This window comes from Xylanimonas ulmi (genome assembly GCF_004216535.1).
GTDB classification, from domain to species: Bacteria; Actinomycetota; Actinomycetes; order Actinomycetales; family Cellulomonadaceae; genus Xylanimonas; species Xylanimonas ulmi.
In genome coordinates, this window is the sequence record NZ_SGWX01000001.1 from 3,725,117 (window position 1) to 3,738,646 (window position 13,530).

At 72.8% G+C, this 13,530-nt stretch carries 13 protein-coding genes; all 13 read left to right on the forward strand.

From position 1 onward, the window contains the following. Positions 1-22 precede the first annotated feature (22 nt). On the forward strand, positions 23-718 hold the full coding sequence (locus EV386_RS17045) for a demethylmenaquinone methyltransferase (protein ID WP_130416474.1): 696 nt from the start codon (positions 23-25) through the stop codon (positions 716-718). Positions 719-1,021: 303 nt separating this feature from the next. Beyond that, a complete protein-coding gene (locus EV386_RS17050) occupies positions 1,022-2,329 on the forward strand; it encodes a geranylgeranyl reductase family protein (RefSeq protein WP_278025458.1) in 1,308 nt (435 codons plus the stop codon). A gap of 63 nt (positions 2,330-2,392) precedes the next feature. Then, positions 2,393-2,755, forward strand: coding sequence for an NADH-quinone oxidoreductase subunit A (locus EV386_RS17055; protein ID WP_130416476.1), 363 nt, complete (start codon positions 2,393-2,395; stop codon positions 2,753-2,755). A 26-nt stretch (positions 2,756-2,781) separates the two neighbouring features. Continuing rightward, entirely contained in the window at positions 2,782-3,333 is a 552-nt protein-coding gene (locus EV386_RS17060) for a NuoB/complex I 20 kDa subunit family protein (RefSeq protein ID WP_130416477.1), read from the forward strand. Next, the gene (locus EV386_RS17065) at positions 3,330-4,079 is read left to right on the forward strand and encodes an NADH-quinone oxidoreductase subunit C (RefSeq protein ID WP_130416478.1); all 750 of its coding nucleotides are present in this window, start codon (positions 3,330-3,332) and stop codon (positions 4,077-4,079) included. The genes EV386_RS17060 and EV386_RS17065 overlap by 4 nt, the downstream gene beginning before the upstream one ends. Next, entirely contained in the window at positions 4,076-5,419 is a 1,344-nt protein-coding gene (locus tag EV386_RS17070; protein ID WP_423218985.1) for an NADH-quinone oxidoreductase subunit D, read from the forward strand. The genes EV386_RS17065 and EV386_RS17070 overlap by 4 nt, the downstream gene beginning before the upstream one ends. Then, positions 5,416-6,165 carry an NADH-quinone oxidoreductase subunit NuoE gene (gene nuoE, locus EV386_RS17075; RefSeq protein ID WP_130416479.1) on the forward strand — a complete coding sequence of 250 codons (750 nt, stop codon included), beginning with the start codon at positions 5,416-5,418 and terminating at the stop codon, positions 6,163-6,165. Before EV386_RS17070 ends, nuoE begins: the two co-directional genes overlap by 4 nt. Next, positions 6,162-7,508, forward strand: a complete 1,347-nt coding sequence (gene nuoF, locus EV386_RS17080; protein WP_130416480.1) for an NADH-quinone oxidoreductase subunit NuoF — start codon at positions 6,162-6,164, stop codon at positions 7,506-7,508. The genes nuoE and nuoF overlap by 4 nt, the downstream gene beginning before the upstream one ends. Beyond that, positions 7,508-10,243, forward strand: coding sequence for an NADH-quinone oxidoreductase subunit G (locus tag EV386_RS17085; RefSeq protein ID WP_130416481.1), 2,736 nt, complete (start codon positions 7,508-7,510; stop codon positions 10,241-10,243). Before nuoF ends, EV386_RS17085 begins: the two co-directional genes overlap by 1 nt. Then, on the forward strand, positions 10,240-11,556 hold the full coding sequence (gene nuoH / locus EV386_RS17090) for an NADH-quinone oxidoreductase subunit NuoH (RefSeq protein WP_130416482.1): 1,317 nt from the start codon (positions 10,240-10,242) through the stop codon (positions 11,554-11,556). Before EV386_RS17085 ends, nuoH begins: the two co-directional genes overlap by 4 nt. Further along, on the forward strand, positions 11,553-12,374 hold the full coding sequence (nuoI, locus tag EV386_RS17095; RefSeq protein WP_130416483.1) for an NADH-quinone oxidoreductase subunit NuoI: 822 nt from the start codon (positions 11,553-11,555) through the stop codon (positions 12,372-12,374). The genes nuoH and nuoI overlap by 4 nt, the downstream gene beginning before the upstream one ends. Then, positions 12,371-13,225: an NADH-quinone oxidoreductase subunit J gene (locus tag EV386_RS17100; RefSeq protein ID WP_130416484.1), complete on the forward strand. Its 855-nt coding sequence runs from the start codon at positions 12,371-12,373 to the stop codon at positions 13,223-13,225. Before nuoI ends, EV386_RS17100 begins: the two co-directional genes overlap by 4 nt. Next, a complete protein-coding gene (gene nuoK / locus EV386_RS17105; RefSeq protein WP_130416485.1) occupies positions 13,225-13,524 on the forward strand; it encodes an NADH-quinone oxidoreductase subunit NuoK in 300 nt (99 codons plus the stop codon). Before EV386_RS17100 ends, nuoK begins: the two co-directional genes overlap by 1 nt. Positions 13,525-13,530: the final 6 nt, after the last annotated feature.

Genomic DNA, 13,530 nt, shown 5'->3' on the forward strand with positions numbered 1-13,530 from the left:
CCCGCGTGCGACGATGGGCGCCATGCCGCGCGCCAGTCTCGAGAAGCACCCCCGTGAGGTCGCGTCGATGTTCGACGGGATCGCCGAGCGCTACGACCTCGTCAACGACCTCGTCTCCCTCGGGCAGGACCGCCGCTGGCGTCGCCTGGTGCGCGCCGCCGTGGCCGCGCTGCCGGGGGAGAAGGTGCTCGACCTCGCCGCCGGCACCGGCACGTCGAGTGAGCCGTTCGAGCTCGACGGCGCCTGGGTGGTGCCCTCCGACATCTCGCTCGGCATGCTCACGGTCGGCAAGCGCCGCCGCCCGGACCTGCCGTTCGTCGCGGGCGACGCGACGGCCCTGCCCTTCGCCGACGGCGCCTTCGACGCCGTGACCATCAGCTTCGGCCTGCGCAACGTGGTCGACACCGCGGGCGCGCTGCGCGAGATGCTGCGCGTCGTGCGCCCCGGCGGGCGGCTGGTGGTGTGCGAGTTCTCCACACCGACCTGGGGTCCGTTCCGGACCGTGTACCTGGAGTACCTGATGCGCGCGCTGCCGGTGGTCGCGGGCGCAGTGACGCGCGACAAGGGGTCCTACGACTACCTCGCCGAGTCGATCCGCTCCTGGCCCGATCAGGCGGGTCTGGGGCGGCTCATGCTCGACGCCGGCTGGGAGCGCGTCGCCTACCGCAACCTCACGGGCGGGATCGTGGCGCTGCACCGGGCGAGCCGACCCGCCTGAGCCCGTCCCGCGACGCTCAGCGCGCGGCGGGCGTCGAGCGCGCGGCGACAGTTCAGGACCTTCGACCCCCGATCTCGGGCCCTGTGGCGTGCCCGGAATGTACGATCCAGCACGGCGCGCGGGCGAGGATTCTCCCAGGCCACTACGGGTGCGGTCCCGGCGTGGCGGTGTCCGCTATCCATGTGGGCGTCGAATGACTATGGTGGCCGAAAGGTTGTGACCCCGTTCACAAACACGTGTCGGCGTGCCACCGGCGCGTCGGGCGGGGCCCCACAGGCGATGATGCGGTCAGGAGGTGGAGCGGTGCGCGCAGGAGCGAACGACGACGCTGACGTGATCGTGGTCGGCGCCGGGCCCGCCGGGTCCTCGACGGCCCACTGGTGCGCCTGCGCCGGCCTCGACGTGCTGCTCCTGGAGAAGGCCGCCTTTCCGCGGGACAAGATCTGCGGCGACGGGCTGACGCCGCGCGCGGTCGCCGAACTGGTGCGCATGGGCGTCGACATCGACCCCGCCGACGGCTGGATCCGCAACGAGGGCCTGCGCGTCTTCGCCGGGCGGCGCTCGTGGGAGCTGCCCTGGCCCGAGGTCGCGGCCTTCCCCGGCTACGGCATGGCCCGCTCACGCATGACGTTCGACCACCTGCTCGCGCAGCACGCCCAGCGCAGCGGGGCCAAGCTGCTGGAGCGCACCAAGGTCACCGGCCCGCTCACCGACGAGCGCACCGGCCGCGTCGTGGGCGTGCGCGCCCAGGCCGCCGACCGGCGCGAGGTCGTCTACCGCGCCCCCGTCGTCGTCGCGGCCGACGGCGTCTCCTCCCGGTTCGCGACGTCGCTGGGCATCGCGCGCCGCGACGACCGCCCGCTCGGCACGGCCTACCGCACCTACTTCCGCACCGACGGCCCGAGCGGTCCGACGGCGCGGCATGCGGACTCCTGGATGGAGTCGCACCTTGAGCTGTGGTCGGGGCAGCCCGGCAAGAGCGACCTGCTGCCCGGCTACGGCTGGATCTTCGCGCTCGGCGACGGCACGGTGAACGTGGGGCTGGGCTCGGTGAGCTCGACCCCGCAGCGCCAGTCCGCCGTCGGGCACGACTACCGGGCGCTGCTGCAGCGGTGGGTCGAGGGCGCGCCCGAGGCCTGGGGCCTGAGCCCCGAGAGCCAGCTCGGCCCGATCCGCGGCGCCGCGCTGCCCATGGGCTTCAACCGTGCGCCGATGTACCGCGACGGGACGATCCTGGTCGGCGACGCCGCCGGAATGGTCAGCCCGTTCAACGGGGAGGGCATCGCCTACGCGCTCCAGGCGGGCCGAGTCGCGGCCGACGCGATCGCCCAGGCCCGCACCCGCACCAGCGACGCGGCCCGCGAGGCGGTGCTCGGGGGGTACGCCGAGCGCATGCGAGCGGACCTCGGCGGCTACTACACGTTGGGCCGGGCGTTCGTCCGGCTCATCGAGCACCCGGCGATCATGCGGTTCGGGACCCGGTACGCGTTGCCGGTCCCGGTCGTCATGCAGTTCGTCGTCAAGCTGCTGTCGGACTGTTACGAGCCGCGTGGAGGGGACTGGGTCGACCGGCTCATCTCCGCGCTGACCCGCGTGGTTCCGGCGGCCTAGGCCCGGCGACGGGCACGAGCACGATCTCAAGGAAGTGATCGAAGCGATGAGGCAGGAGCAGGGATGACCAACCCATATGTTCCGGTACTGGTGCTCATGGGCGTGGCCGCCGTGCTCGCGCTCGGCGGCGTGGCGGCCTCCGCGGTGATCGGCCCCAAGCGCTACAACCGGGCCAAGCTCGAGGCCTACGAGTGCGGCATCATGCCCACCCCGCACGCGGTCGGCGGAGGGCGCATGCCCATCAAGTACTACCTCGTGGCCATGACCTTCATCGTGTTCGACATCGAGGTCGTCTTCCTCTACCCGTGGGCCGTGAGCTTCGCGTGGCTGGCCGGCTTCGGGCTCGTCGCCATGCTCGTCTTCCTCGCGCTGATCACCGTGCCCTTCGTGTACGAGTGGCGGCGCGGCGGGTTCGACTGGGTCTGACGGGGGCGACGGAGAGGGACGGGCACATGGGACTGGAAGAGGCGCCGTCGGGCTTTCTCCTGACGACGATCGAGGACATCGCGGGGTATCTGCGCAAGGCCTCGCTGTGGCCGGTGACGTTCGGCCTGGCGTGCTGCGCCATCGAGATGATGGCGGCGGGCGCCTCGCGGTTCGACCTGTCGCGGTTCGGCATGGAGGTGTTCCGCGCGTCGCCGCGCCAGGCCGACCTGATGATCGTGGCCGGGCGCGTGAGCCAGAAGATGGCGCCCGTGGTGCGTCAGGTCTACGACCAGATGAGCGAGCCCAAGTGGGTGCTGTCGATGGGCGTGTGCGCCTCGTCGGGCGGCATGTTCAACAACTACGCGATCGTCCAGGGCGTCGACCACGTCGTGCCCGTGGACATCTACCTGCCGGGCTGCCCGCCGCGGCCCGAGATGCTCATCAACGCGATCCTCGCGCTGCACCAGCAGATCCAGGACACCCCGCTGGGCGTCAACCGGCGTGAGGCCGCGCAGGCCGCCGAGGCGGCGGCGCTGGAGGCCACGCCGACGTTCGAGATGAAGGGTCTGCTGCGGTGAGCGACGAGGTTTCGACAGGCTCGGTTGCGTCAGGCTCGGTTTCGACAGGCTCAACCTCCGGCGGTCGCCCGCAGGGCGAGGTCGTCGGCGCCCGCCACGGCTTGTTCGGCAGCGCCGGGTCGGGCGACACCTCGGGCTACGGCGGCACGGTGACGCCCATCCGGTTCCCGGGCGCGGCCGAGCGGCCGTACGGCGGCTGGTTCGACGAGGCGGTCGACGTGCTCGCCGAGGTGCTGTCCGCCGAGGGCATCGCGTTCGACGAGGCGATCGAGCGCGTCGTCGTCGACCGCCCCGGCCCGTACGCCGAGCTGACCCTGTGGGTCGCGCGCGAGCGCCTGCTGCCCGTGGCGCGCGCGCTGCGCGACGACCAGGACCTGCGGTTCGAGCTGAGCCTGGGCGTCAGCGGCGTGCACTACCCCGACGACGCCGGGCGCGAGCTGCACGCGGTCTACCACCTGACGTCGGTGACGCACGGGCGCCGGCTGCGCCTGGAGGTCGCGTGCCCCGACGCCGACCCGCACATCCCGTCGACGACGTCGGTCTACCCGACCAACGACTGGCACGAGCGCGAGACGTTCGACTTCTTCGGCGTCGTGTTCGACGGCCATCCCGGCCTGGCCCGCATCGAGATGCCCGACGACTGGCCCGGGCACCCGCAGCGTAAGGACTATCCGCTCGGCGGCATCCCCGTGGAGTACAAGGGCGCCACGGTGCCGCCGCCCGACACGCGCAGGAGCTACTCGTGACCGGCACGACCTTCCACGCCACCCGCGCCGCCGACGAGGACCTGCCCGAGGGCGCGACGCTGTACGAGGCCTCGGGCGGCGACTGGGACGAGATCGCTCGCGAGGTCGTGGGCGAGGAGCGCATCGTCGTCAACATGGGGCCCCAGCACCCCTCGACCCACGGCGTGCTGCGCCTCATGCTCGAGATCGACGGGGAGACGGTCACCGAGGCCCGCGCGGGCGTCGGCTACCTGCACACCGGCATCGAGAAGAACATGGAGTTCCGCACCTGGACGCAGGGCACCACGTTCTGCACCCGGATGGACTACCTGGCGCCGCTGTTCCAGGAGGCGGCGTTCTGCCTGGGCGTCGAGCGGCTGCTGGGCGTCACGGACGACGTGCCCGAGCGCGCGAGCGTCATCCGCGTGCTGATGATGGAGCTCAACCGCGTCGGCTCGCACCTGGTGTGCCTGGGCACCGCGGGCAACGAGATGGGCGCGACGACGGTCATGACCATCGCGTTCACCGCGCGTGAGGAGATCCTGCGGGTCTTCGAGGCGGTCACGGGCCTACGCATGAACCACGCGTACATCCGCCCGGGAGGCGTGGCGCAGGACGTGCCGGCGGACATCGGGGACCTGGTGCGCAAAGCGCTGCCCGAGGTGCGCAAGTACCTGGGCCAGCTCGGCGACCTCATGCTCGCCAACCCGATCTTCAAGGCGCGCCTGGTCGGCACAGGCTCGCTCGACCTGGCCGGGTGCATGGCCCTGGGCATCACGGGTCCTGTGCTGCGCTCGGCGGGCCTGCCGTACGACGTGCGCAAGGCGTTCCCCTACAGCGGGTACGAGACCTACGACTTCGACGTCCCCGTCTCGGACAACGCCGACTGCTACGACCGTGTCGTGCTGCGCCTGGAGGAGTGCTACCAGTCGCTCGCCATCGTCGAGCAGGCGCTCGCGCGCCTGGAGGCGACCGTGGGCGCGCCGACGATGGTCGCCGACAAGAAGATCGCCTGGCCCGCCCAGCTCGCCGTCGGCGGCGACGGGCAGGGCAACTCGCTCGAGCACATCCGGAAGATCATGGGCACGTCGATGGAGGCCCTGATCCACCACTTCAAACTCGTGACCGAGGGCTTCCGTGTCCCGGTCGGGCAGGCGTGGGCGACCGTGGAGCATCCGCGCGGCGAGCTCGGTGTGCACGTGGTGTCCGACGGCGGCACGCGCCCCTACCGGGCGCACTTCCGCGACCCGTCCTTCAACAACCTCCAGGCCGTGTCGGTCATGTGCGAGGGCGGCCAGGTGGCCGACGTCGTCGTGTCCGTCGCGTCGCTGGACCCCGTGCTGGGAGGTGTCGACCGATGACCTACGACGAGCAGACCCTGACGTCGCTGCGCGCCGACGCCGACGACGTCGTCGCCCGCTACCCCGACCCGCGCTCGGGGCTGCTGCCGCTGCTGCATCTGGTCCAGTCGGTCGACGGGTACGTCAGCAGCGACGGCATCCGGTTCTGCGCAGAGCGCCTGGGCCTGACCCCCGCCGAGGTCAGCGCGGTGGCGACCTTCTACTCGCAGTACAAGCGCCACCCCAACGGCGCCTACACCGTGGGCGTGTGCACCAACACGCTGTGCGCCGTCATGGGCGGCGACGCGATCTTCGACGAGCTCAGCGAGCACCTGGGCGTGGGGCACGACGAGACGACCGAGGACGGCGCCATCACGCTCGAGCGCGTCGAGTGCAACGCGGCGTGCGACTACGCGCCGGTCATGATGGTCAACTGGGAGTTCTTCGACAACCAGACGCCCGAGTCGGCCAAGGCCGTCGCCGACGACCTTCGTGCGGGCAGGCCCGTGGCGCCCACGCGCGGCGCCGCGCAGGTGTGCACGTTCAAGCAGATGAGCCGCGTGCTGGCCGGGTTCCCCGACGGGCGGGCGGACGAGGGCGGGATCGCGGGCGAGCCGACGCTCGCCGGCCTGCGCCTGGCGCGCGAGCGCGGCTGGACCGCGCCCCCACCCCCGCCTGTCGACCCCCCGCCGGTTGACCCCCCGCTGGTTGAGCCCGTCGAAACCCCGGCGGTCGAGCCTGTCGAGACCAAGGGGGACCCGAAGTGACCACCCTGACCCCCGTCCTGACCGACACCTGGGACGCCGAGCGCTCCTGGACGCTAGAGACCTACCTCGCCCACGACGGCTACGCCGCACTGCGCAAGGCGCTGACCATGACCCCGGCCGACCTGGTCCAGACGGTCAAGGACTCAGGCCTGCGCGGGCGCGGCGGCGCGGGATTCCCCACGGGGATGAAGTGGGGATTCCTGCCGCCCGACGACGGCAAGCCGCGCTATCTGGTCGTCAACGCCGACGAGTCCGAGCCGGGCACGTGCAAGGACATCCCGCTCATGATGGCCAGCCCCCAGCACCTGGTCGAGGGTGTGGCGATCACGAGCGTCGCGATCAACTGCCACCACGCGTTCATCTACGTGCGCGGCGAGGTGCTGCACGTCTACCGCCGGCTGCTGGCCGCGGTGCGCGAGGCGTACGACGCCGGATACCTGGGCAAGGACATCCTGGGCAGCGGCTTCGACCTCGACGTCACGGTGCACGCGGGCGCGGGCGCCTATATCTGCGGCGAGGAGACGGCGCTGCTCGACTCGCTCGAGGGTCGGCGTGGGCAGCCGCGCCTCAAGCCGCCGTTCCCGGCCGTCGAGGGCCTGTACGCGCGCCCCACGGTGGTCAACAACGTCGAGTCGATCGCGTCGGTGCCGGCGATCGTGCGCCTCGGCGCCGACTGGTTCGCCTCGATGGGCGTCGGGCGCTCCACGGGCCACGGGCTGTTCTCGCTGTCGGGGCACGTCACACGTCCGGGCCAGTACGAGGCGCCGCTGGGCGTCACGCTGCGCGAGCTGCTCGACATGGCGGGCGGCGTGCGGGCGGGGCACGAGCTGAAGTTCTGGACCCCGGGCGGCTCCTCGACGCCCATGTTCACCAGCGCCCACCTCGACGTGCCGCTCGACTACGAGTCGGTGGGCGCCGCCAAGTCGATGCTCGGCACGCGCGCGCTGCAGCTCTTCGACGAGACGACCTGCGTGGTGCGCGCGGTGAGCCGCTGGACCGACTTCTACGCGCACGAGTCGTGCGGCAAGTGCACCCCGTGCCGCGAGGGCACCTACTGGATGAAGCAGGTGCTGCGGCGCATCGAGGCGGGCGGGGGCGCCGACGGCGACATCGACCTGCTGCTCGACCTGTGCGACAACATCCTCGGCCGCGCGTTCTGCGCGCTGGGCGACGGCGCGACCTCGCCCGTGACCAGCTCGATCGAGCTGTTCCGCGACGAGTACCAGGCGCATATCGACGGCCATGGCTGCCCGTTCGACCCGGCCGCCTCGGCCCTGTTCGAGTACACCCCGAAGACCCCGAGCAACCAGCCCGGCGTGCTCGCCGGCGCAGGAGGTCACTGATGACCGCGACTGCGGACAAGACGGCGGCGGGTGGCGGCGTCGCCAGGGCCGACGGCGCGACGCCCGCCGAGCCGATCCCCGACGGCGTGACCGTCACGATCGACGACGTCCAGGTCACCGTGCCGAAGGGCACCTTGGTGATCCGGGCGGCCGAGCAGATCGGCGTCCAGATCCCGCGCTTCTGCGACCACCCGCTGCTCGAGCCCGTCGGCGCGTGCCGGCAGTGCCTGGTCGAGGTCGCCGTGCCCGACCGTGAGGGCAACGTGCGGCCCATGCCCAAGCCGCAGGCGTCGTGCACGCTCGAGGCCACGGCGGGCATGGTGGTGCGCACCGCGCACACCTCTCCGGTCGCGGACAAGGCGCAGGCCGGGGTCATGGAGCTGCTGCTCATGAACCACCCGCTCGACTGCCCCGTGTGCGACAAGGGCGGCGAGTGCCCGCTGCAGAACCAGGCGATGACCAACGGCGCGCCCGACACGCGGTTCGTCGACGTCAAGCGGGTGTTCCCCAAGCCGATCGGCGTCTCGACGCAGATCCTCCTGGACCGCGAGCGGTGCGTGCTGTGCCAGCGCTGCACGCGCTTCAGCGACGAGATCGCGGGCGACGCGTTCATCGCGCTGCAGGAGCGCGGCGCGCGCCAGCAGATCGGGGCGTTCGACGTCGACGTGCTGGGCTACGCGGCCTCGGGGGCGTCGCCCGACGGGGTGGTTTCGACAGGCTCAACCACCGGGGGGGTTTCGGCGGGCTCGACCACCGGGGACGCTCCCGTCGGGGGCGCGGCGCCCACGGAGGACGGGACCCCGTTCGCCTCGTACTTCTCGGGCAACACCATCCAGATCTGCCCGGTCGGCGCGCTGACCAGTGCGACCTATCGGTTCCGCGCCCGCCCGTTCGACCTGGTCTCGACGCCGGCCATCGCCGAGCACGACTCCAGCTGCGCCGCGATCCGCGTCGACCACCGCCGCGGCACGGTGATGCGCCGCCTGGCGGGCGACGACCCCGCGGTCAACGAGGAGTGGATCACCGACAAGGACCGCTTCGCGTTCGCGTGGCAGTCCGCGCCCGACCGCATCACCACGCCGCTGGTGCGCGACCGGGTCACGACCGCCGCGGGCGTCGAGCGAGGCGAGCTGCGCCCCGCGAGCTGGGTCGAGGCGCTTGAGCTCGCCGCCGAGGGGCTGGAGCGCGCACGGGCCGCGGGCGGCGTCGGGGTGCTGCCCGGCGGCCGGCTGACGGTGGAGGACGCGTTCGCGTGGTCGCGCTACGCGCGCACCGTGCTCGGCTCCGACGACGTCGACCAGCGCGCGCGGGCGCACTCGGCCGAGGAGACGGCCTTCCTCGCCCACGCCGTGGCCGGCACGGGCGTCGGCGTCACGTTCGGCGACCTGGAGAGGGCGCCTGTCGTGCTGCTCGCGGGCCTGGAGGCCGAGGAGGAGGGCGGCTACCTGTTCCTGCGGCTGCGCAAGGCCGTGCGCAAGCACGGGCTGCGCGTGCTGGGCCTGGCGCCCTTCGCCACACTCGGCCTGCGGCGACTGGACGGCGACCTGCTGCCCGCCGCGCCCGGCATGGAGGGCGAGTGGTTGGGCGCCGTGGCGGCGCAGGCCAGCGGCGTGGCGCTGCCCGCCGACCTCGCCCCCGCCGAGTCGGCGGCCATCACCGCGGCCGCGGCCGCGCTGGCCGAGCCCGGCGCCGTCGTCCTGGTGGGCGAGCGGCTGGCCGGGTCGCCGGGCGCGCTCGGCGCCGCGCTGCGGCTCGCCGAGGCCACCGGGGCGCGCCTGGCCTGGGTGCCGCGGCGCGTGGGCGAGCGCGGCGGCGTCGAGGCGGGCCTGCTGCCCGGCCTGCTGCCCGGCGGCCGGCCGATCACCGACCCCGCGGCCCGGGCCGAGGTCGCCCGCGCGTGGGGCGTCGCGGAGGCGGCGCTGCCGACGGCGCCGGGCCGCGACCTGAGCGGCGTCATCGCGGCGCTCGCGGACGGGACGCTCGGCGGAGCGCTGGTCGGCGGCGTCGAGCTCGCCGACCTGCCCGACCCGGCCGCCGCGCGTGCGGCGCTGGCGAGCGCGGGATTCGTCGTGAGCCTGGAGGTCCGCGCCAGCGAGGTGACCGCGCTGGCCGACGTCGTGCTTCCCGTCGCCCCGCCTGTCGAGCGCGCCGGATCGTATGTGAGCTGGGAGGGGCGGGTGCGCCCGTTCGGGCAGGCGCTCGAGTCCGCGGCGCTGCCCGACCACCGGGTGCTGCACGCCCTGGCCGCGCAGGCCGGCGTCAATCTGGGCGCCGACGACGTGCGCGCGGCCCACCGCGCGGTGGGCGCGCTGCCCGCCTGGACGGGAGAGCGCGTGCCCGCCCCCGCGCCGGTCGCCGTCGAGGCGCCGTCGGTGGACGCGGGCGCGGCGGTGCTCGCCTCGTGGCATCTGCTGCTCGACGACGGCGCGCTGCAGGACGGCGAGCCGCACCTGGCGGGCACGGCCAAGCGGCCCGTGGCCCGCCTGAGCGCGACCACGGCCGCCGCGGCCGGGGTGCGCGACGGCGAGCGGGTCACCGTGTCGACCGGCCGCGGGGCGATCACCCTGCCCGTGCGCGTCACGGAGATGGTCGACCACGTCGTGTGGCTGCCGCTGGCCAGCAAGGGGTCGCGCGTGCACGACGCGCTCGGCGCCTCACCCGGCGACGTCGTGAGCCTCGCACCCGCTCCTGTGGCCGCGCAGACCACCCCGAGCGGTGACGGAGGTGCCGCATGATCCCCGGAGTCGTCGCCGACTTCTCGCGCGACAACGGCTGGACGTTCCTGGTCAAGGCCGTGCTGATCCTCGTGTTCCTGCTGACCAGCGTGCTCATCGCGATCTGGTTCGAGCGCAAGGTCGTCGGCCGCATGCAGGTGCGCCCCGGCCCCAACGTGCACGGCCCCTTCGGCCTGCTCCAGTCGCTCTCAGACGCCATGAAGCTGCTGCTCAAGGAGGACGTCAGCGTCACCGCGGCCGATCGCGTCATCTACCTGCTGGCGCCGATGATCTCGGTGTTCTGCTCGCTGCTGGTCTTCGCCGTGGTGCCGTTCGGCCCCGAGGTGCGCCTGCCGTTCACCGACTGGTCGACGCCCGCGCAGCTGACCGACTTCCCCGTGGCGGTGCTCTACGTGCTGGCGTGCGCGTCGGTGGGCGTCTACGGCATCGTGCTGGGCGGCTGGTCGTCGGGCTCGACGTACCCGCTGCTGGGCTCGGTGCGCTCGACGGCGCAGGTCATCAGCTACGAGTTGGCGATGGGCCTGTCGCTGGTCAGCGTGTTCATCCTGTCGGGCTCGATGTCGACGTCGACGATCGTGGAGCAGCAGACCAGCCAGTGGTTCCTCATCCCGCTGCTGCCGGCGTTCATCGTCTACGTCATCTCGATGATCGGCGAGACCAACCGCCTGCCGTTCGACCTGCCCGAGGCCGAGGGTGAGCTCGTCTCGGGGTACATGACCGAGTACTCGTCGATGAAGTTCGCCTGGTTCTTCCTGGCCGAGTACATCAACATGCTCAACGTCTCCGCCGTGGCCACGACGCTGTTCCTCGGCGGCTGGCGCGCCCCGGCGCCGTTGTCGCTCATCGCGGACGGCGCCCTCAACACCGGATGGTGGCCGCTGCTGTGGTTCCTGGCCAAGGTGTGGATCCTCATGTTCGTGTTCGTCTGGGTGCGCGGCACGCTGCTGCGCCTGCGCTACGACCAGTTCATGGTGTTCGGCTGGAAGGTGCTCATCCCGGTCGCGCTCGGCTGGCTCGTGCTGCTGTCGGTCGTGCAGTGGGTGCGGCTCGACGGCCAGGTGCCGCGCGGCACGCTCGTCGCGGTGCTGGTCGGCATCGGCGTCATCGCGGTGGCGCTGCTGACCTTCTGGCCCGAGCGCCGCGAGCAGCCCCCCGCGCCCATAGCCCCGTTCGACGCGTTCGCGGGCGGCTACCCCGTGCCGCCGTTGCCCGGGCAGACGCTGCCACCGTCGCCGCGCGCGGCCCGCCGCCCCGTCACGGTCGACGCGACCCCCGCCTCCGGCGGGCCCGACGCCGAGGAGGACGCCCGATGAGCGAGTACCAGCCGCTGCGGCCCACCAAGGGTCCGGTCGGGCGCCTGTTCGCGCCCGTCGCGGGGTTCGGGGTGACGCTCGGGGCCATGTTCCGGCCCACCGTGACCGAGCAGTACCCGTTCGAGAAGGTCCCGCCCGCGCGCCGCTACCACGGCCGCCACCAGCTCAACCGCTACGCCGACGGGCTGGAGAAGTGCATCGGCTGCGAGCTGTGCGCGTGGGCGTGCCCGGCCGACGCCATCTACGTCGAGGGCGCCGACAACGCCGAGGTCGTGGCCGAGACCGGGGGCGGGCAGGTCAGCCCCGGCGAGCGCTACGGGCGCGTCTACCAGATCAACTACCTGCGGTGCGTCTTCTGCGGGCTGTGCGTCGAGGCGTGCCCCACCCGCGCGCTGACGATGTCCAACGACTACGAGCTCACCGGTCCCACGCGTGCGGGGATGATCTACGAGAAGCAGGACCTGCTGGCCCCACCCGCCGCGGGCGCGCTCGCCGGACCGCACCCGATGGTCGAGGGCACGACCGACACCGACTACTACCAGGGCAAGGTCACCGCCCCGACGGCCGAGCAGGTGGCGTGGGTGCGTGAGCACCGCCCCGACGACCCGACGCTCGCGGAAGCGGCCGACGTCGTCGACGGCCGGGCCGCGCCGCCGCAGCCGACGCAGCACACGCTGCGCCCGTCGGCCACCAAGGCCGACTACACCCGGGTCGCGGCCGAGGGCGGGCACGCGGGCGACCGCCGCGCAGGCGAGGCTCCCGAGGCGGCTGCGCTCGTGCCCGGCGCCGCCGCGCCCAGGAACGGAGGCGTGCGATGACGACGTCGGCAGGTGAGGCGGCCCTGTTCGGGATCCTCGCCCCGCTCATGGTCCTGGCCGCGCTCGGACTGCTGTTCGCCCGGCGCGCCGTGCACGCGGCCGTGTGCGTGGTCTTCGTGATGATCGCCCTGGCCGTGCTGTACGTGGCCAACGAGGCGCCGTTCCTGGGCGTCGTCCAGGTGGTCGTCTACACCGGCGCGGTCATGATGCTGTTCCTGTTCGTGCTCATGCTCGTGGGCGTCGACGCCGCGGACTCGCTCACCGAGACCATCCGCGGCCAGCGGTGGATCGGGGTCCTGTTCGGCGCCGGGCTGCTCGTCGTGCTGCTCGGTGTGCTCGGGCGCACCGACCTGCCGCCCGCGATCGGGCTCGACCTGGCCAACGCGCAGACCAACCCGACGGGCCTGGCCGCGATCCTGTTCGGCGACTACGTCCTGGCCATGGAGGTCATCGGCGTGCTGCTGGTGACCGCGGCGCTCGCGGGGCTCGTGCTCACCCACCGGCGCCGGCTCGGCGAGCGGCGCACCCAGCACACCCGGATGCGAGAGCGGGTGGCCGCGGTGGCCCAGGGCGCGCCGCTGACGCCGCTGCCCGCACCGGGCGTCTACGCGCAGAACAACGCCATGGACACTCCGGCGCTCGGCCCCGACGGGCAGCCGCTCGAGCACTCCGTGCCGCGCGTGCTGCGCATCCGCGGCCAGCAGCGCACGGCGGCCGACGTGCTCACGGCCGAGGAGACGCTGCGCGCCCGCCTCGGCCTGCCCGCGGCGGTCGATTCTCCGGTTGAGCCTGTCGAAACCACCACCCCGTCCACCCCCACCCCCACCGACGACGCGGAGGCGAGGAGCTGATGGCCGTCACCAACTACCTGGTGCTCGCCGTGATCCTGTTCTCGATCGGGGCCACCACGGTGCTGCTGCGCCGCAACGCCATCGTCGTGTTCATGGGCGTCGAGCTCATGCTCAACGCGACCAACCTCGCGTTCGTCACCTTCGCCCGCATCCACGGCGACCTCACGGGGCAGGTGCTCGCCTTCTTCGTCATGGTCGTGGCCGCCGCCGAGGTCGTCGTCGGGCTGGCGATCATCGTGACGATCTTCCGGACCCGCCGCTCGGCCTCGGTCGACGACGTCAACCTTCTCAACGGCTAGGGGGCC

Coding starts and splice junctions, on each gene's coding strand:
- EV386_RS17045 (WP_130416474.1), top strand. CDS start 23: ATGCCGCGCGCCAGTCTCGAGAAGCACCCCCGTGAGGTCGCGTCGATG.
- EV386_RS17055 (WP_130416476.1), top strand. CDS start 2,393: ATGACCAACCCATATGTTCCGGTACTGGTGCTCATGGGCGTGGCCGCC.
- EV386_RS17060 (WP_130416477.1), top strand. CDS start 2,782: ATGGGACTGGAAGAGGCGCCGTCGGGCTTTCTCCTGACGACGATCGAG.
- nuoE (WP_130416479.1), top strand. CDS start 5,416: ATGACCTACGACGAGCAGACCCTGACGTCGCTGCGCGCCGACGCCGAC.
- EV386_RS17085 (WP_130416481.1), top strand. CDS start 7,508: ATGACCGCGACTGCGGACAAGACGGCGGCGGGTGGCGGCGTCGCCAGG.
- nuoH (WP_130416482.1), top strand. CDS start 10,240: ATGATCCCCGGAGTCGTCGCCGACTTCTCGCGCGACAACGGCTGGACG.
- nuoI (WP_130416483.1), top strand. CDS start 11,553: ATGAGCGAGTACCAGCCGCTGCGGCCCACCAAGGGTCCGGTCGGGCGC.
- EV386_RS17100 (WP_130416484.1), top strand. CDS start 12,371: ATGACGACGTCGGCAGGTGAGGCGGCCCTGTTCGGGATCCTCGCCCCG.
- nuoK (WP_130416485.1), top strand. CDS start 13,225: ATGGCCGTCACCAACTACCTGGTGCTCGCCGTGATCCTGTTCTCGATC.